Source organism: Cryptosporangium phraense (assembly GCF_006912135.1).
GTDB classification, from domain to species: Bacteria; Actinomycetota; Actinomycetes; order Mycobacteriales; family Cryptosporangiaceae; genus Cryptosporangium; species Cryptosporangium phraense.
This window is the reverse complement of record NZ_VIRS01000001.1, coordinates 216,538-233,014: the sequence shown is the minus strand read 5'-3', so window position 1 is coordinate 233,014 and position 16,477 is coordinate 216,538. Positions and strand designations below refer to the sequence as shown.

Here is a 16,477-nt window from a genome sequence, read left to right as displayed (position 1 = left end):
GCTAACTCCAATACTGTGGGTCCAGGCCTCTCCGCATCGATTCGACGTCCGGAGGACTGATGATCCACGACGAGCACGCCTACGACCGCGCGCGCGTGACCCAGTGGCTGGGCGCGGGTCACAGCCGCCGGTCGTTCCTGCGGCACACCGCCACGGCCGGACTGATCGCCGCGACCGGCGTCACCGCGGGTGGTGGCCGCGTCTCGGCCGCGGCCGAGACGCCACCCACGATCGTCAAGCCGACGCCGGAGAGCCTCTTCTATCTGCGAGGTACCAATGCCGAGATGCGGTGGGAGGCGATGCGGGGGCAGGGCTACACGGTCCCGGTCGACCGGTTCTTCGTCCGCAACCACACCCGCACCCCACTGATCGATGTGGACGGCTGGCGGCTCCGGTTGTTCGGTACCGGACTGCGTGGAGCCCCCACCGCCGCTGCTCCGATCGAGTTCACCTACCGGCAGCTGCGATCGCTCCCGGCGACCACCCGGCTCGCCGTCATCGAGTGCGCGGGCAACGGCCGGAGCTTCTTCGACACGCAGCAGGATCAGCCGGCGACCGGCACCGCCTGGCGGCTGGGGGCGATCGGCGTCGCCGAGTGGCGCGGTGTGCGGCTGTCCACCGTCCTGCGCCACGCCGGCCTCACCCCGCAGGCGGTCGACGTCATGCCGGAGGGTCTGGACCCGGACTACGTCAGCAACGGAACGAACCTCGGCCGGGTCCGCCGGCCGATGCCGATCGAGAAGGCTTTGCACGACGTGCTGCTGGCCTACGAGATGAACGGCCGCCCGCTCCCGCCCGACCACGGCTTCCCGGTCCGCGTGGTCGCGCCGTCGTGGGTCGGCATCTCGTCGATCAAGTGGCTCGGTCACATCGAGGTCTCCGCCACCCCGCTGCTCTCGCCCTGGAACACCCAGTTCTACCGGCTCTGGGGCCCGTCCTACCCGGAGGACGGCGTCGTCCTCGGCCGGCAGACGATCAAGAGCGCTTTCGAGCTGGCCTGGGACGAACGCTTCGCGCTCGGCTCCAGCTACACGCTGCACGGACGCTCCTGGTCGGGGCACGGCCCGATCCGGCGGGTGGAGGTCAGCACCGACGGAGCCACCTGGCGACCGGCCCACCTGAGCGGCCGGCCGCAACGCGACGGCTGGCAGCGCTGGCACCTGCCCTGGCGGCCGGCCGCCGCCGGTCCGCACACCCTCCGCGCCCGCGCGAGCGACACCACCGGCCACACTCAACCGGACACCACCCCGTTCAACACCCAGGGCTACCTGTTCGACGCCGTCGTCGACCACCCGGTCACCGTCTCCTGAGGACGTCAGGCGCGCGGAGTCGGTGAGACGGGAACTGAGGTGGCGCGACCTGGCGAAGAGCCGACCTTCCACTGTCTGGCCAAATGGTTCTGCAGTTCGGCATGACGGAACTGGTAGATCGCGCCGACCCGGCGGAGCACCTGCTGTTGGGCCGCGACCTCGAGCGTCGGCACCATCCGCACCCACCGGCGCCAGCACAGCGCGGTGGCCACCGGGCTCAGCAGGGCCAGCATCCCGGGCGCCGGGCCACGGATGGCGCCGAGCACTGTGCCACCCCCTACGCCGAACACGAGTGCCAGCGTCGGCGCGAGGCTGAACGACGCGGACACCGTCAGGAATCCGGTGACAAGCGGCAGGCAGATGACCAGGTCGAGCGCCGTGCGCGGGACATCCGCCCGGTACGACCCGGCGGGGGTGGTAGCCGCTGAATCAGCCAACGGCTGGGACCACAGCGTCAGGAGGCCGCCGCGGAAACGGTCAGCGCTCCGCCCTATGCCGAGAAGGACCAAGAATGCCAGACCGAAACCTACCCAGCACCCAGCTGCAAGCCCGCTTCGCACCGCGGTAAGGCCACCGAACAGCACCCCGATCAGGGCCGCCGCTGACGTCGTCACAGTGACCTCGTCCCGCGTCAGACGCCGCACGTCGACGCGGCTGGGGGCAGCCCCGGCCGACCGTCCGACCGACCACCCACCGGCCACTGCGCCCCCCACCGCAGCCGACGGCACGGCCCACCACGACAGGTGGCCTCCGAGGAGCAGGGCGGTGACCCCGGTCGTCACGGCGGTCAGAGTGCCGAGGGCGGCCGCACCCAGGGGAACGAGACCTCGGCGGGGAAGCCAGCGGAGAGTTGCCCACCAGGGTAGGTCCCGGCTCTGTCCCATGTGGTGCGCTACCCAACCCAGCAAGTAGATCGCTCGTTCGCGGCGTCGGCGCAGCCGCCGGCGGCGGCGGCCGAGATCACCGTCGACCGGATAGGCATAGCGTAGGTACTGCGCGACCAGAACATCCCAAATCTCATCGTCGGTGCATAAACCGAGGAGTTCCAGTGGCTGGTGCCCCTGCTGCCGGCCGTCGTAGCCATAGCGGGCCAGATGCAGCCCCAGTGGCGTATGAAGGATGGCCGCCAGTGCCGAGGTTGGCCGTGCACCGAGCCTCTCGACGACGTCGGACCACTGGCTCCGCACTCCTGGATCGTCGTGACCTCGGTCGAGATAGGCCGCCGCGGTGTCGAGATCGATGCCCGCCAGCCGCACCACGACCGGCCGGCTCAGTCGACCGGTGCTCCGCGCTGATGTGTAGCCGTCCGGTCGGGCAGTCAGGACCACCCGGACGCGTTGGCTGATCGCGTCGATCGCTGTGAGGGCGGCGCTAAGCCATTGGCCGGGCATTTCGTCGAGCCCGTCGAGCATCAAGGACACGTGGCCGCCGTCTATCAGCGCGCGGGCGGTGCCACGTCCGGCCGGCCCCCGAGTCAACGCTGTGTAGTCCCGAGTCATCGCTGCTGCCGCGTAGTCGGACAACTCGACAGCCTCAGGATTCCAATCACACAGGCTGACCCAGACCGGGACCGCTGAGCTCGGCCGGCTCTTCGACGTGGAGTCGGCACGGTCGGCGAGTATCGAGAGCAAGAGCTTCAGCATCGCGACGCTCTTGCCGGATCCCGGCGGGCCGGTGATCACCAACTGTGCGCGGGGAAACCTCGAGAACACCTGGTCGTAAAGATCGACGACCGAACCATCCGGGACCGTAGCCGGCATCGGGGCGGGCCGTTTCCGCTGTTTGCGACGGGCGCGACCCGAGGCCGAACTGGAGTCCTTCAGGTCGAGGACGGAATGGTCCAGGTCGACCGACCAACGTACGTCGATCCAATCGTTCGCGAGACCGCCGGCCCAGGCGTGCTCGCGCCAGAACAGGGTGGACTCCTCGGCTAGACGAGCCGCGGCATCCGTGAGGCTGTCGATCGCGGTGTCACGCGGCGCCTTCGCCCACAGGCCGATCAGATACGCGACGACGACTGATACCAGCAGGACACCCCACACGACCGCCGGGTTCCGCAACTGTCGGAGGTGGACCGTATCGGAGGCAAGATTGCCGGCGACGCCGAGCGCGGCCGTCGTCAGCGCCAGGATCAGCCCACGCACCCACCAGAGTGCCGACCGGGTCAGGCCACGCTGCCCCATCCTGCGATGCACCAACTCGTCCCCCGTATCCCCAGGTCGCCGGACCCCGCTCCGGCCACCAGGAGTCCTCAGTACGGGCCGGACACTCGCAGCCGCACTGAGTTCACTCCCTGTGAGGCAGTACGGTCGACCCGGCCGAGGGGTTCAACCCACTCGGTCACCCACCTCAGCACCGTTGCTGGCTTCACCGCACTCCGTCCCAGCTCAACTCCTCCAGATTGACCACGATCGCCTCCTGGGTAGTCCTCGCGATCACCACCACCGCCTCCACCTCCGGGTCCGGGTTCTCCTCCCGGTGCGGCACGTACGGCGGCACGAACACGTAATCGCCCGGGCCGGTCTGGATCCGCGTCTCCACCGGTTCCTCTCCCTCCAGGTCGAGGAACACGAAGACCGGCGAGCCCGCGACCACGTAGATCGCCGTCTCCGAGGCGCCGTGGTGATGGTTGGCCGAGTTCGTGGACGCCGGGACGTGGGTCTGTCCCATCCAGAGGTTCTCGGCCCCGACGGTCTTGCCGCTGATCGCCTCCACCCGGCGCATACCGGTGGTCTGCGTGGTGTCGCCGATCAGGCCGGACGGCGCGATGCGGTGCAGCCGTCGGTGAAAAGGATCCTCGGGAAGATACAAACCAGACATTCAGGCACCCTCTGCTAGTTCGAATACGAGCAATCGCGCGATCGCGGCGGCGGCGGCCTGCGTGACCTCGGGCGGCAGGCCGGTCCGCGACCACACGTTCAGCGGGAGCGGCCGGGGCGCCGGCAGGTCGACCCGCGGCACCAGGCCCTCCGGCGTCTGGCCGAGCGTCGCCATGAGCGCGACGCCGAGGCCGGCCCCGACCGCGGCCTGCACCCCGGCGAGCTGCGCCGACTCGGCGCTGATCTCGGCCGGGATGCCGTGCTCGGCCAGCGTCTCCAACGCGCGCGAGCGGAGCACGCACGGGTCGTCGAACGCGGCGATCGGGATCGGCCGACCGGCCGACGGCGCCCACGACGGGGCCGCGTACCAGGTCAGCTCCAGCTCGCCGACCGGCACCGCCCGCGGGTCGTCGCTGCTGCCCAGCAGCAGCGCGAGGTCGATCGTGCCGGCCGCGAGGCTGTCGCGCAGGCGGGTGCCCCGGTCGATCCGGAACCGCGTCCGGCTGGCCGGGAGGCTCTCTTCCAGCGCCGCGGTCAGCGCGGGCAGCAACTGCGCGGCGGCGTGCTCGGTCGACCCGATGACCACCGCCCGGTCGGTCTCGACGCCGAACGCGCGCAGCGCTTCGTCGTGGGCGGCGAGGATCCGCCGGGCGTGGGCCAGCAGGTGCTCGCCGTCCGGGGTGAAGCGCGAACCGCGGCCGTGGCGGACGACGAGCGGACGACCGATCGCCGTCTCCAACCGGCGGACGTGCTGGCTGATCGCGCTCTGGCTCAGCTGCAGCGAGCGCGCCGCCCGCTGGAACCCGCCGCGGTCGGCCACCGCGACCAGGCTCCGCAGCGGCGCGATGTCCAGCGTCATGCCCACCCCCTCACCGGGAACTCATCAGTAGACGTGATGAATCCCGATCGCGAACCGTCGTTGGACATTCCCTACTTCCTCGATCAGGATAGTCGACATGAAGCCGCCGGTCAGTGTGATGCACCTCCCCGCGGACTGTCGCTGACATCGCCGTCACGGCCCCCGAGGCGCCTGAGTCGCGCCCCCTCGAAGAACCCCCCGACACGGCCCGGAAGGCACCCGTATGTCTCGCCGCACCCTGAAACTCGGCGCCATCCTCCTCGGAGCCGGCGGTCCCGGTCAGCACCACACGTGGCTCGATCCGGACGTCGCCGCCGACGCGAGCGTCGACGTCCACTGGTACATCGCCCGAGCCCGCGAGGCCGAGGCGGCCAAGTTCGACCTCGTCTTCATCGTCGACAGCCAGTTCATCACGCCGGACTCGCCGAATCACTACCTCAGCCGGCTCGAGCCGTTGACCCTGCTGTCGGCGATCGCCGTGCACACCACGCACATCGGTCTGGTCGGCACGGCCACCACCTCGTACAACGAGCCGTTCAACCTGGCCCGGCGGCTCTACTCGCTCGACCACATCAGCGGCGGCCGCGCCGGCTGGAACGTCGTGACCAGCGGCGACGCCGGTACCGCGGGCAACTACAGCCGCGACGAGCACTACGACTACCCGACGCGGTACTCCCGGGCGCTCGAGCACGTCCGGGTGTCCCAGGGACTCTGGGACTCCTACGAGGCCGACGCGTTCCCGCGCGACAAGGAGAGCAAGGTCTTCTTCGACCGCACCAAGCAGCACGCGCTGAACCACCGCGGCGAGTTCTTCCAGGTCGTCGGCCCGCTCAACCTCGAGCGCTCCCGGCAGGGCCAGCCGGTGATCTTCCAGGCCGGCGACTCGGAAGACGGCCGCGACCTGGGCGCGGCGATCGCCGACGCGATCTTCACCCACGCGGCGACGCTCGAGCAGGCCCGGGCATTCCGCACCGAGCTCCGCCGTCGCGCGGCCGAGAAGGGACGCGACCCGGAGAACGTCCTGATCATGCCCGGGATCTTCCCGATCGTCGCCGACACCGACGACGAGGCCAGGGCCCGGGAGACCGAGATCCTCGGCGCGAAGAGCTTCGACAAGGCGCTGGCCGAACTCGGCCGCCCGTTCGGCTGGCACGACTTCCGCCAGTACGACCTGGACGCGCCGTTCCCCGACGTCGACCCGGGTAGCAGCTTCCGCACCCAGGCCGAGGGCATCGCCCGGCACGCCCGCGAGCACGGCCTCACGCTGCGCCAGGTGGTGCAGCGCCAGCTCGACGCCGGCCGGTCGCCGTTCGTCGGCTCGCCCCTGACCGTGGCGACCGAGATCCAGCGCTGGTTCGACGGCGGCGGCTTCGACGGCGTCAGCATCAGCGTCAACTCGCCGCGCGAGTTCGCCCGCTTCACCGATCAGGTCGTGCCGATCCTGCGCGAGCGGGGCGTCGTCCGCGAAGAGTACGAAGCGGACACCCTGCGCGGGAACCTCGGCCTTCCCCTCCCCGAGAACCGCCACACCGCGGCCCGGCGCACGCCGGAGCCGGTCCGATGAACCCTCCCCACCGAAGGAAGAGAACCGCCATGCGGATCCGCTTAGCCCTCGCAGTCGTGCTCACCCTCGTGCTGGGCGCCTGCGCCGGCGGCGGGACCGGCGCCTCCGGCGACGGCACGGCCACGCTGAAGTGGGCCACGTCCTACTTCCCGACGCACTGGGACCCGGTCGTCTCGGGCAGCGGCGCGCAGTTCCGCGAGCTCGCGCTCGTCTACGCGTCGCTGACCAAGACCGACGAGAAGGGCAACGCGGTCCCCGACCTGGCCGAGAGCTGGAAGTACAACGACACCGGCGACGAGGTGACGTTCCACCTCCGGGAGGGCCTCAAGTTCAGCGACGGGACGCCGGTGAACGCGGCCGCGGTGAAGGCCGCGATCGACCGGGCCAAGACCCAGAAGAACTCCGCGCTCTTCGGCGACCTGACGTCGATCAAGTCGGTGACGACGAGCGGCGACCTGGACGCGGTCGTGCACCTCACGCAGACCGACTACCAGATCCCGCTGCTGTTCGGTGAGCGCGTGCTCCAGATCGCCAGCCCGAAGAGCGACCCCGAGACGCTCGACCAGCGTCCGGTCGGCGCCGGGCCGTTCATCGTGACCCAGCTGATCCCCGGCACCAAGGCCGTGCTGAAGAAGAACCCCGACTACTGGGACGCGAAGAACATCCACCTCGACAACGTCGAGCTGGTCTCCGCCCCGGACGCGGCCACCGTGGTCTCCGGCCTGCAGACCGGCGTCTACAACTTCGCCGACATCACGCCGAACAACGCCAAGGCGGCCAAGGACGCCGACCTGGACGTGTTCGTGCAGCCCGGGTTCAACGCGAACAACATCAGCATCAACATCAACAAGGCCCCGTTCACGAACCCCAAGGTCGTCGACGCGGTCCGGTACGCGATCAACCGTCAGGAGTTCGTCGACAAGCTCGGGTTCGGGTACGGCGAGTCGACCGACCAGCCGTTCCCGAAGGGGTACGTCGCCTACGACCCGCAGTCGACGGACAAGTACCCGTACGACCCGGCCAAGTCCCGGGAACTGCTGAAGGGCATTCCGAAGATCAAGCTGACGCTGGTCATCCCGAACGCCGACCCGCAGGCCGAGATCGTCCAGTCCCAGCTGGCCGCGGTCGGGATCACGATCGACATCAAGGTCGACAAGAACTGGGCGACGCCGTTCTTCGCCAAGGATCTGACGCTGTCGCTGTACGGGACGACCGGCCGCGACTCGGCTCTGCAGACGCTCACCGCGCACTTCGGGCCGAACGGGCCGCTCAACCTGAGCTCGCCGTACGAGCCGTCCGGGTTCGAGGCCGCGGCGGCGAAGGTCCGGCAGACCCCGCTGGACTCCCCGCAGTACGCGACCACGCTGCAGGCCGCCACCCGGGCCGGGCTGGAGAGCAAGGCGCTGGTCTTCACCTACTCCTCACCGAACCTGCTGGCCAAGAGCAAGGCGCTCTCGGCGCTGCCGGCCAACCCCGGCCACCTCGACTGGACCGGCGTGCGGATCGACAATGGCTAGCGTCGCGGTCGTCGACGCCGCCCCCGCGGTGATCGACGCCGCTCCCGGCCTCACCCTGCGGCGGGGCGCCGTCCAGGTCCTGGTCACCGTCGCCCGCTCGCTCGCGATCTTCGTGCCGGTCTTCCTGGTGGCGACGTTCGTGACGTTCGCGCTGCGGGCGCTGAGCGGGCTGAGCCCGGCGCACAGCCAGCTGGGCGAGGAGGCCACCCCGGAGGCGGTGGCCCGGATCGAGCACGAGTGGGGCCTCGACCAGCCGTTCCTCGTCCAGTACTGGCACTGGCTGGGCGACGTCCTCCACGGCGACCTCGGGCGCAGCTGGACCAACGGGGTCGACGTCACGACGCTGATCGCCGAGGGGCTGGCGATCAGCCTGTCGGTGGCCACGCTGGCGATGGTCATCGGCGTCGTCTTCGGGTTCGCGTTCGGAGCGCTGGCCGCGCTCCGGCGCGGCACCTGGATCGACCGGTCGATCACCGCCGTGCTGACGCTGTTCTCGATCATGCCGCCGTTCGTCATCGGGATCCTGCTCGTCGAGATCTTCGCGGTCGGGCTCGGCTGGTTCCCGTCCGGCGGCTACGTGCCGTTCGGCGTCGGCATCTCGCCGTGGTTCTCGCACCTGCTGCTGCCCGCGCTCGCGCTGAGCTTCGACGCGATCGCCGACGTGGCCCGGCAGCTGCGCGCCGGGCTGGTCGGGGCGTACTCGGAGAACTACGTCACCGGGGCGGTGGTCCGCGGGCTCGGGCGTCGCCGGATCTTCTTCCGGCACGTCCTGCCCAACGGCGTCGGGCCGGCGCTGGCCGTCCTCGGCCTGAAGTTCCCGGTCATCATCGGCGCCTCGGTCGTCACCGAGTGGATCTTCGGCCTGCAGGGCTTCGGCCGGTTCGCGAACGACGCCGCCCAGGCCGGCGACGTGCCCGAGGTGCAGGGCGTGCTGGTCGTCTCGATCGTGCTGGTCGTGAGCTTCAACCTGATCGTCAACCTCGTGCTCGGCCGGATCACGCCGGCCGCGCACCGGGGGGTGTGAGCGATGGTCCGTCGTGTTCTCGCCCTCCGGGCCGGCCGCATCGCGCTCGTGATCCTGTCGGTCGTCGCGCTGCTCGCGATCGCCGGCCCGCTGGTGGCGCCCGACCGGGCGACCACGACCCCGCTCCTCGGCGTCTCCGGCGACCACTGGCTCGGCACCGACTACCTCGGCCGCGACGTCTTCAGCCGGTTGCTCGAGGGCTCGCGCGACAGCGTCGTCGGTTCGGTGCTCGTCGCGCTGGTCGCGCTCGTCGTGGGAACCGTCCCCGGCCTGCTGTCGGTCCTGCTCGGACGGGTCTTCGAGTGGACGACGCTCCGGCTGGCCGACACGCTCGTCGCCCTGCCGTTCCTGGTCTTCGCGGTGGCCGTCACCGCGCTGCTGGGCAACGGGCTCACCCAGGCCATGGTCGTCACCGGCGTCCTCGTCTCGCCGCTGTTCTACCGGGTGACGCGGGCGGCCACGATGTCGGTCGCGCACTCGCAGTACGTGGAGGCGGCGCGGATCTCCGGCGCGTCGATCGGGTGGATCGTCCGCAGGCACGTCTGGGCCAAGGTGCTCCCGCCGGTCGCGGTCGCGCTGGCCCAGACCATCGGCCTCGGCTTCATCATCGTCTCCAGCCTCACGTTCCTCGGCATCGGCGTGCAGCCACCCGCGCCGACCTGGGGCGGTCTGCTCGCCTCCGACCTCAACTACCTGCACTACCGGCCGTTCGCGCCGGCTGCGCCGGCCCTGCTGATCATGGCGACGGTCTGGGCCTCCAACCTTCTGGCCGACGCGATCCGCGACGTGTCCGGGGCGGCCGGACGAGCTCTGGTCGACGCGAGGAAGGCGGCACAGGTCCGATGACCGCACTGTCCGTCCGGGACCTTCACATCCACGACTACGTCCACGACCGCGAGATCGTGCACGGCATCTCGTTCGACCTGACGCCCGGCCGGGTCGTCGGCATCGTCGGCGAGTCCGGCAGCGGCAAGACGCTGACCTGCCGGGCCGCGCTCGGCATCCTCCCCGAGCACTTCGCGATCACCTCCGGCTCGGTCGAGATCGGCGGCCGGGACATCACCGGGTTGTCGGACGCCGACTGGACCGGGCTGCGCGGGTCGACGATCAGCGCGGTGTTCCAGGACCCGGCGTCGTACCTGAACCCGTCGATCCGGGTCGGGGCGCAGATCGCCGAGGTCGTCCGGGTCAAGCTGCGGGTCTCGCGCCGGGAGGCGCGCCGGCGCACGCTCGAGCTGCTGGCCGCGGTCCACCTGCGCAACCCGGCGCTGGTCTACCAGCAGTACACCTACGAGCTCTCCGGCGGGATGCTGCAGCGGGTGCTGATCGCCGCGGCGATCGCGGCCGACCCGGCCGTGCTCATCGCCGACGAGGCCACCACCGCGCTCGACGTCATCGTCCAGGCCGAGATCCTCGACCTCCTGGCCGACCTGCGGGAACGGAACGGGCTGGCGCTGCTCGTGGTCTCCCACGACCTGGCCGTGATCGCCCAGGTCTGCGACGAAGTGCTGGTGCTGCGCGACGGCGAGGTCGTCGAGCGGGGCACGACGAGCGACGTGCTGCACGACCCGCAGCACGAGTACACCCGGCTGCTCATCGCCGAGCACGAGCAGTACGGCCTGGACAAGTACCTGGAGTCGACCCGTGCCACTGCTTGAGATCACCGGCCTGAACGTCCACTACCGGCGTCATCACGCGCTGCGGAACGTCTCGCTCCGGGTGGAGCCGGGCGAGACCGTCGGCGTGATCGGCGAGACCGGGTCGGGCAAGTCGACGCTGGCCCGCGCCGTGCTCGGGCTGGTGCCCGCGTCGTCCGGAACGGTCCTGGTCGACGGGGCCGACGTGACCGGGTTCCGCTCCCGGCACTGGCGGGCGTTCCGGCGCCGGGGCGTCGTCCAGTACGTCTTCCAGGACCCGCTGCGCAGCCTCGACCCGGACCTGACCGTCGAGGAGTCGCTGATCGAGCCCCTGCTGGTCCGGGGCGTGAACCGTGACGAGGCGACCTCCCGGGCCCGCCATCTGCTGGAGCGCGTCCGGCTGGACGAGGACCTGCTCGACCGGCTGCCCAGCGCGATCTCCGGTGGCCAGCGGCAGCGCGTCGCGGTCGCCCGGGCCCTGATCACCGACCCGGCCCTGCTCATCCTCGACGAACCGGTCAGCGCGCTCGACTCCGCGAACCGCGTCCAGATCCTGGAGATCCTCAAGGGCCTGCCGACCGCGCAGATCTTCATCTCCCACGACCTCGGGTCGGTCGTCGGTGTCGCCGACCGGATCGCCGTGATGTACCAGGGCGAGCTCGTCGAGGACGGGCCGGCCCGGCGGGTCGTCACCGCGCCCGAACACCCCTACACCCAGCTCCTCGTGCGCTCGGTCCCGACGCTGCGGTCGGCCGCGGCCGACCGGGCCGGTCGCGAAGAGCTCCGCGCGCTCCTGCACGCCTGATCGGGAGGTTCCATGCCCCGCCAGATCCACCTCGCGCTGCATCCCTACGGTGTCGGCGGCCCCGGCCAGCACGGTCTGTGGAAAGACCCGCGGATCGCCAAGAACGCCAGCATCGACATCCGGTACTACATCCGGCAGGCCCAGCTCGCCGAGGAGGCGCTGTTCGACGCGCTGTTCATCGTCGACAGCCAGTTCATCAACAGCACCTATCCGTCGCACTACCTGAACCGGCTGGAGCCGCTGACGCTGCTGTCCGCGGTCGCGGTCCACACGTCGCACATCGGCCTGGTCGGCACCGCGAGCTCGACGTACAACTCGCCGTTCAACCTGGCCCGCCGGTTCGCGTCGCTCGACCACATCAGCGGCGGCCGGGCCGGCTGGAACGTCGTCACCAGCTTCGACACCGGCACCTCGCGCAACTACGGGCTCGAGGAGCACCTCGACTACGCGACCCGCTACGGACGCGCGCTGGAGGCCGTCGAGGTGATCCGCGGTCTCTGGGACTCCTACGAGGACGACGCGTTCCCGGCGTCGGGCGACGTGTTCCTCGACCCGACGAAGCTGCACGCGCTGAACCACGTCGGCGAGCACTTCCGCGTGGACGGGCCGCTGAACCTCTCGCGGTCGCCGCAGGGACAGCCGGTGATCTTCCAGGCCGGGGTCTCGGAGGAGGGGCGCAACCTGGCCGCGGCCGTGGCCGAGGGCATCTACGCGCCGGGCAGCTCGCTCGACGCCGCCCACGAGTACTACACCGACGTCAAGCGACGCACCGCGGCGGCCGGGCGCGACCCCGACCACATCAAGATCTTCATCCACGGCGGCCCGGTCGTGGCCCCGACCGACGCCGCCGCCCGGGAGCGCGAGCGGGAGATCTTCGCCGAGGACAACGACTTCGCGCGGAACCTGGCCCTGCTCGGCCGGGGCTTCGGCGCCCACGACTTCAGCGTCTACGACCCGGACGGGCCGTTCCCGGACGTCGCGCACCTGGCCGAGCGGGGCGGACGCACCGGGGCGACGAAGATCATCGAGCGGGCCCGGCGCGAGAACCTCACGCTGCGGCAGGTCGTCGACAGCGTCAACGAGTTCAAGCACTCGCCGTTCGTCGGCTCGCCGCAGACCGTCGCCGACACGATCGAGCAGTGGTTCGCGGCCGACACGTTCGACGGGATCAACCTCGCGTTCCGCACGTCGGAGGAGCTGGAGTTCTTCGTCGAGTCGGTGGTTCCGCTGCTCCAGAAGCGGGAGCTGTTCCGCACCTCCTACGAGGCCGACACCCTGCGCGGACACCTCGGGCTGCCGGTCCCGGCGAACCGGTACGCGTCGTGAACCGCGACGTCCACACCGTCCGCTTCCCGTCGGTGGCGCCGCCGGCCGACGTCGACGTGCTGGTCGTGGGGGCCGGGCCGGTGGGCCTGTCGGCCGCCGTCGAGCTCTCGGCCCGCGGGGTCGGCGTCGCGGTCGTCGACCGGGCCCGGGAGGCGACGCTGATCCGGGCCGGCGCGATGGGCCACACCCCTCGGGTCGTCGAGCACTTCCGCCGCTGGGGGCTGTTGCAGCAGATCCGCGACGAGTGGACGTTCCCGCCCGAGTGGAACCGCGGGATCCGGCTGGTCACCTCGCTGGTCGGCCACGACCTGGCCCCGAACCGGGCGCCGTCGTTCAGCCGGGCTCCCTCGTCCGAGGAGGCCCTGCGCCGGCCACAGTCGGCGCTGCAGAAGGTGTTCCTCGACCACCTGGCCGCGCGCGGGGTGCCGGTCGCGGGCGGCCACGCGCTCACCGCGCTGCGCGAGCACGCCGACGGCATCGACGCGGTCGTTTCCGGGCGGACGATCCGGGCCCGCTACGTTCTCGGCGCGGACGGCGGCAGCAGCACGGTCCGGCGCCTGGCCGGCATCGAGCGCGACGGCGAGCGGGCCACCGAGAAACGCCTGCGGCTGATCGTCCGCACCGGCGACATCTCCGACCGCGTCGGCCCGGCGCCCAGCGGCACGAACATCGTCTTCAACCAGAAGGCGTCCGGGTTCCTGGCCGCGGTCAGCACCCGGGAGTGGCGGGTCTACGCCGGGCCGTACCCGCTGGACCACGAACCGTCCGAACAGGAGCTGCTCGACACCGCGCGGGCCGCGTTCGGGTTCGACCTCGACCTCCAGATCGCCTCGGCGACGACGTTCTACGAGGCCACCCGCATCGCCCGGACGTTCCGGTCGGGCCGGGTGCTGCTGGCCGGCGACGCGGCCCACGTCCGCACGCCCGGCGGCAACCTCGGCGAGGGCTTCGGCGACGTCGTGAACCTCGGCTGGAAGCTCGCCGCGGTGCTCGACGGCTCGGCCCCCGACGCGCTGCTCGACTCCTACGACCAGGAGCGACGTCCGCACAACTGGCGGGTCGCGGAGTTCGCGCTGGCCCGGGCGGTCCGCGGGCGGGCCACGCTGGCCGCGGTGCGCCGGATCGGGGTACCGGCCGACGACGACGTCAGCGAGTCGGCCGTGGCCCGGCGCGAGGAGATCACCCGCCGGATCGGCGCCGACCGGCTGGACGCGTCCGGGGTCACGTTCGACGAGCGCTACGACGCCTCGGCCGTCGTCTGGTACGAGGACGGTCAGCGGGAGACCGAGCCGGGCTGGCGTCCGGACGTCTACGAGGACGACCCGCGGCCCGGACACCGCGCGCCCGACGGCGTCGTCGACCCGTACGGCGGGACGCTGTACGACCGGATCGGGAACGCGTTCGCGCTGCTGGTGCTCTCCGCCGACCGCACGGTCGAGGCCGCGTTCGCCGCCGAGGCGGCCGGACGGCGGCTGCCGTTCACGGTCGTCCACCTCACCGATCCGCAGGTCCGCGAGCTGTACGGGGCGGCGAACGTCCTCGTCCGGCCCGACCAGCACGTCGCCTGGCGCGGCGCGGAGCTCCCGGACGGCGGGGCCGCCGCGGTCCTCGACCGGATCCTCGGGGCCCGGGCCGCCGTCCTCACCACCGAACTGGCAGGAGCCTGACATGTCCGAGCACGACTACAGCGCGCCGTCGGGGCTCCGCACCCGGGGCACGATCCTGATCCTGCCCGGCCGGGGAGAGACGCAGCGCAGCTACGGCCGCCTCGGCGCCCGGCTGGCCGCGGACGCCTACCACGTCCGGGTCCTTCCACCGGCCGCGGCCGTCTCCGACCTCGGGGACGACTTCGTGGCGCCGGTCGTGCTGATCGGGGCGGACCTGGGGGCGGCCGTGGTGGGCGCGGCGGCGGCGCGCGGAGACTTGCCGGGGGTGGACGCGGTCGTGCTGGCCGGGCTCCCCGGCTACGGTGTTCAGACCACGGACGGATGGGACGCCGAGCTGGACGCGCGCACCCACTGTCCGACCCACCGCGGGGTGCTGAGCGGGGATGCGGACTTCCGGCCCGGTGCGCTGGACTCGGCCGTCCCCAGCGACCTGCTCGACGCCGTCTACGGGAGCACCAGCGAGCTCCCGCACCTGCTGCTCGTCGGTGACGCCGACCCGTACGCCGACCGGGCCGCCCTGACCGGCGCGGCCAAGTCGCTGCCCCGGGCCCGGCTCGCGGTGGTGCGGGGCGGCCATCACGACGTCCTCAACGACCTGCAGCACCGGTCGGTGGCCGCGGAGATCGTGACGTTCCTCGAGGCGCTGCGGGAGTCGCTGGTGCCGGTCGTCACGGTCGAATCCAGTGCGTGGTGAGGGCATGACCTCGTTGGCCATCGATCCGCACCGGCTCCGGCACGTGTTCGGGGCCTTCCCGTCCGGGGTCGTCGCGGTGGCGGCGGTGCTCGGCGACCGCCCGGCCGGGCTGCTCGCGAGCAGCTTCACGTCGGTCTCGCTCGACCCGCCGCTGGTGTCGTTCTGCGTCGCCCACACGTCGACCACCTGGCCGGTGCTGCGCGACGCCCGCCGGCTGGGCGTCAGCATTCTCAGCGGTGAGCTCGAACAGGCCGGACGCCGCCTGGCCGGCAAATCGGCGGACCGGTTCGCCGGTCTGTCGTGGCGGGCCACCGACGACGGCGCGGTGCTGCTGGAGCAGGCCAGCGGGTGGTTCGAGACGAGCATCGACCAGGAGGTGCGGGCCGGTGACCACGACATCGTGGTGCTGCGGGTCCAGGACCTCGACGCCCACCACGACCTGAGCCCGCTGGTGTTCCACGGCAGCCGCTTCCGCCACCTGACCTGACGGGTCACCCGGGCGCCCGGTCCGGAACGGACGGGCCTTCCGCGGCTGGTGCGGACGGGCCGGTCAGGCCGGGAAGCCCAGGGCGGTGGCGGCGCGGGCCGGGGTCGGGTCGGACCAGTACTGCCCGTAGGCGGCGGTGGTCGAGATCGAGCGTGGCTCGGCGCGGTCGAGGTAGAGGATCCCGTCGAGGTGGTCGGCCTCGTGCTGGGCGATGCGGGCCGGCCAGCCGGAGAGCTCCAGCGCGTAGGTGCGGCCGCTACGGTCCGCTGCGGTCAGCCGGACCCGGCGGTGCCGGGCCACCACCGCGGTGAGCCCGTCGACGCTCAGGCAACCTTCGTAGAACGCCACCGTCTCGTCGCCCAGCGGGGTGACGGACGGGTTGACGAGATCGAGCGGCGCCTGCGGCGGACGTTCGCGCGCCGCGGCCAGCTCGGGGGCGATCCGGGCCGGGTCGTCGATGACGGCCATCGCCAGCGGGATCCCCACCTGGGGCGCGGCCAGCCCGACGCCGACGCCGGGCAGGTGGGCGCGCATCGCGTCGAGGAGTTCGGCGAGCAGATCGTCGGGGAGCTGGCCCTCGTAGCGGGCGGCCGGCCGGCGCAGCACCGGGCTGCCCACCGGCACGATGGTCCACGGCCGGGGCGCGGTCAGCAGCGTCTTCACCTGAGCGGCGAGGGAGTCGTCGACGGTCGTCACAGGAATCAGGGTAGTTGTCCGCTCGTGCGTGCCGATTTACGTTTCGAGGGCCTGTTCCGTTTCAGGCTCGAC

15 protein-coding genes are annotated in these 16,477 nt (G+C 71.5%); 11 read left to right on the top strand and 4 right to left on the bottom strand.

Annotation, left to right across the window (positions count from 1 at the left end):
* Nucleotides 1-59 precede the first annotated feature (59 nt).
* Nucleotides 60-1,310, top strand: coding sequence for a sulfite oxidase (locus FL583_RS01040; RefSeq protein WP_142702513.1), 1,251 nt, complete (start codon nucleotides 60-62; stop codon nucleotides 1,308-1,310).
* Nucleotides 1,311-1,315: 5 nt separating this feature from the next.
* Here the strand turns inward: FL583_RS01040 and FL583_RS01035 are convergent, their stop codons facing one another.
* The 3 genes from FL583_RS01035 to FL583_RS01025 all read right to left on the bottom strand — a co-directional run bounded on the left by FL583_RS01035 (nucleotide 1,316) and on the right by FL583_RS01025 (nucleotide 4,988).
* Nucleotides 1,316-3,454: an NACHT domain-containing protein gene (locus tag FL583_RS01035; RefSeq protein WP_142702512.1), complete on the bottom strand. Its 2,139-nt coding sequence runs from the start codon at nucleotides 3,452-3,454 to the stop codon at nucleotides 1,316-1,318.
* A 223-nt stretch (nucleotides 3,455-3,677) separates the two neighbouring features.
* Complete coding sequence (locus tag FL583_RS01030; RefSeq protein WP_142702511.1) at nucleotides 3,678-4,130, bottom strand: cupin domain-containing protein; 453 nt, start codon at nucleotides 4,128-4,130, stop codon at nucleotides 3,678-3,680.
* Nucleotides 4,131-4,988 carry a LysR family transcriptional regulator gene (locus FL583_RS01025; RefSeq protein WP_142702510.1) on the bottom strand — a complete coding sequence of 286 codons (858 nt, stop codon included), beginning with the start codon at nucleotides 4,986-4,988 and terminating at the stop codon, nucleotides 4,131-4,133.
* A gap of 223 nt (nucleotides 4,989-5,211) precedes the next feature.
* On the opposite strand from FL583_RS01025, the gene FL583_RS01020 reads away from it, so the two are divergent.
* Genes FL583_RS01020 through FL583_RS00975 form a run of 10 tightly spaced genes read left to right on the top strand, consistent with a single transcriptional unit; the run spans nucleotide 5,212 to nucleotide 15,709 of the window.
* Nucleotides 5,212-6,552: an NtaA/DmoA family FMN-dependent monooxygenase gene (locus FL583_RS01020; RefSeq protein WP_142702509.1), complete on the top strand. Its 1,341-nt coding sequence runs from the start codon at nucleotides 5,212-5,214 to the stop codon at nucleotides 6,550-6,552.
* Nucleotides 6,549-8,069: an ABC transporter substrate-binding protein gene (locus FL583_RS01015; protein ID WP_142702508.1), complete on the top strand. Its 1,521-nt coding sequence runs from the start codon at nucleotides 6,549-6,551 to the stop codon at nucleotides 8,067-8,069. The genes FL583_RS01020 and FL583_RS01015 overlap by 4 nt, the downstream gene beginning before the upstream one ends.
* Nucleotides 8,062-9,093: an ABC transporter permease gene (locus tag FL583_RS01010; protein ID WP_142702507.1), complete on the top strand. Its 1,032-nt coding sequence runs from the start codon at nucleotides 8,062-8,064 to the stop codon at nucleotides 9,091-9,093. The genes FL583_RS01015 and FL583_RS01010 overlap by 8 nt, the downstream gene beginning before the upstream one ends.
* Nucleotides 9,094-9,096: 3 nt before the next feature.
* A complete protein-coding gene (locus tag FL583_RS01005; protein WP_142702506.1) occupies nucleotides 9,097-9,939 on the top strand; it encodes an ABC transporter permease in 843 nt (280 codons plus the stop codon).
* Complete coding sequence (locus FL583_RS01000; protein ID WP_142702505.1) at nucleotides 9,936-10,751, top strand: ABC transporter ATP-binding protein; 816 nt, start codon at nucleotides 9,936-9,938, stop codon at nucleotides 10,749-10,751. Before FL583_RS01005 ends, FL583_RS01000 begins: the two co-directional genes overlap by 4 nt.
* Nucleotides 10,738-11,535: an ABC transporter ATP-binding protein gene (locus FL583_RS00995; RefSeq protein ID WP_142702504.1), complete on the top strand. Its 798-nt coding sequence runs from the start codon at nucleotides 10,738-10,740 to the stop codon at nucleotides 11,533-11,535. The genes FL583_RS01000 and FL583_RS00995 overlap by 14 nt, the downstream gene beginning before the upstream one ends.
* Before the next feature lie 12 nt (nucleotides 11,536-11,547).
* The gene (locus FL583_RS00990; RefSeq protein WP_142702503.1) at nucleotides 11,548-12,861 is read left to right on the top strand and encodes an NtaA/DmoA family FMN-dependent monooxygenase; all 1,314 of its coding nucleotides are present in this window, start codon (nucleotides 11,548-11,550) and stop codon (nucleotides 12,859-12,861) included.
* On the top strand, nucleotides 12,858-14,528 hold the full coding sequence (locus FL583_RS00985; RefSeq protein ID WP_142702502.1) for an FAD-dependent oxidoreductase: 1,671 nt from the start codon (nucleotides 12,858-12,860) through the stop codon (nucleotides 14,526-14,528). The genes FL583_RS00990 and FL583_RS00985 overlap by 4 nt, the downstream gene beginning before the upstream one ends.
* 1 nt (nucleotide 14,529) lies before the next feature.
* Nucleotides 14,530-15,222, top strand: coding sequence for an alpha/beta fold hydrolase (locus tag FL583_RS00980; protein WP_142702501.1), 693 nt, complete (start codon nucleotides 14,530-14,532; stop codon nucleotides 15,220-15,222).
* Between the two features lie 4 nt (nucleotides 15,223-15,226).
* Nucleotides 15,227-15,709: a flavin reductase family protein gene (locus FL583_RS00975; protein ID WP_142702500.1), complete on the top strand. Its 483-nt coding sequence runs from the start codon at nucleotides 15,227-15,229 to the stop codon at nucleotides 15,707-15,709.
* 63 nt (nucleotides 15,710-15,772) lie between these two features.
* Here FL583_RS00975 and FL583_RS00970 read toward each other — a convergent pair whose 3' ends face one another.
* Entirely contained in the window at nucleotides 15,773-16,411 is a 639-nt protein-coding gene (locus FL583_RS00970) for a peptide deformylase (protein WP_142702499.1), read from the bottom strand.
* Between the last annotated feature and the right edge of the window lie 66 nt (nucleotides 16,412-16,477).

What these genes read in the sequence shown, in the direction of transcription:
- FL583_RS01015 (WP_142702508.1), top strand. Translation starts at nt 6,549, where the DNA reads ATGAACCCTCCCCACCGAAGGAAGAGAACCGCCATGCGGATCCGCTTA.
- FL583_RS01025 (WP_142702510.1), bottom strand. Translation starts at nt 4,988, where the DNA reads ATGACGCTGGACATCGCGCCGCTGCGGAGCCTGGTCGCGGTGGCCGAC.
- FL583_RS00990 (WP_142702503.1), top strand. Translation starts at nt 11,548, where the DNA reads ATGCCCCGCCAGATCCACCTCGCGCTGCATCCCTACGGTGTCGGCGGC.
- FL583_RS01030 (WP_142702511.1), bottom strand. Translation starts at nt 4,130, where the DNA reads ATGTCTGGTTTGTATCTTCCCGAGGATCCTTTTCACCGACGGCTGCAC.
- FL583_RS00980 (WP_142702501.1), top strand. Translation starts at nt 14,530, where the DNA reads ATGTCCGAGCACGACTACAGCGCGCCGTCGGGGCTCCGCACCCGGGGC.
- FL583_RS01005 (WP_142702506.1), top strand. Translation starts at nt 9,097, where the DNA reads ATGGTCCGTCGTGTTCTCGCCCTCCGGGCCGGCCGCATCGCGCTCGTG.
- FL583_RS00975 (WP_142702500.1), top strand. Translation starts at nt 15,227, where the DNA reads ATGACCTCGTTGGCCATCGATCCGCACCGGCTCCGGCACGTGTTCGGG.
- FL583_RS01040 (WP_142702513.1), top strand. Translation starts at nt 60, where the DNA reads ATGATCCACGACGAGCACGCCTACGACCGCGCGCGCGTGACCCAGTGG.
- FL583_RS01020 (WP_142702509.1), top strand. Translation starts at nt 5,212, where the DNA reads ATGTCTCGCCGCACCCTGAAACTCGGCGCCATCCTCCTCGGAGCCGGC.
- FL583_RS01010 (WP_142702507.1), top strand. Translation starts at nt 8,062, where the DNA reads ATGGCTAGCGTCGCGGTCGTCGACGCCGCCCCCGCGGTGATCGACGCC.
- FL583_RS01000 (WP_142702505.1), top strand. Translation starts at nt 9,936, where the DNA reads ATGACCGCACTGTCCGTCCGGGACCTTCACATCCACGACTACGTCCAC.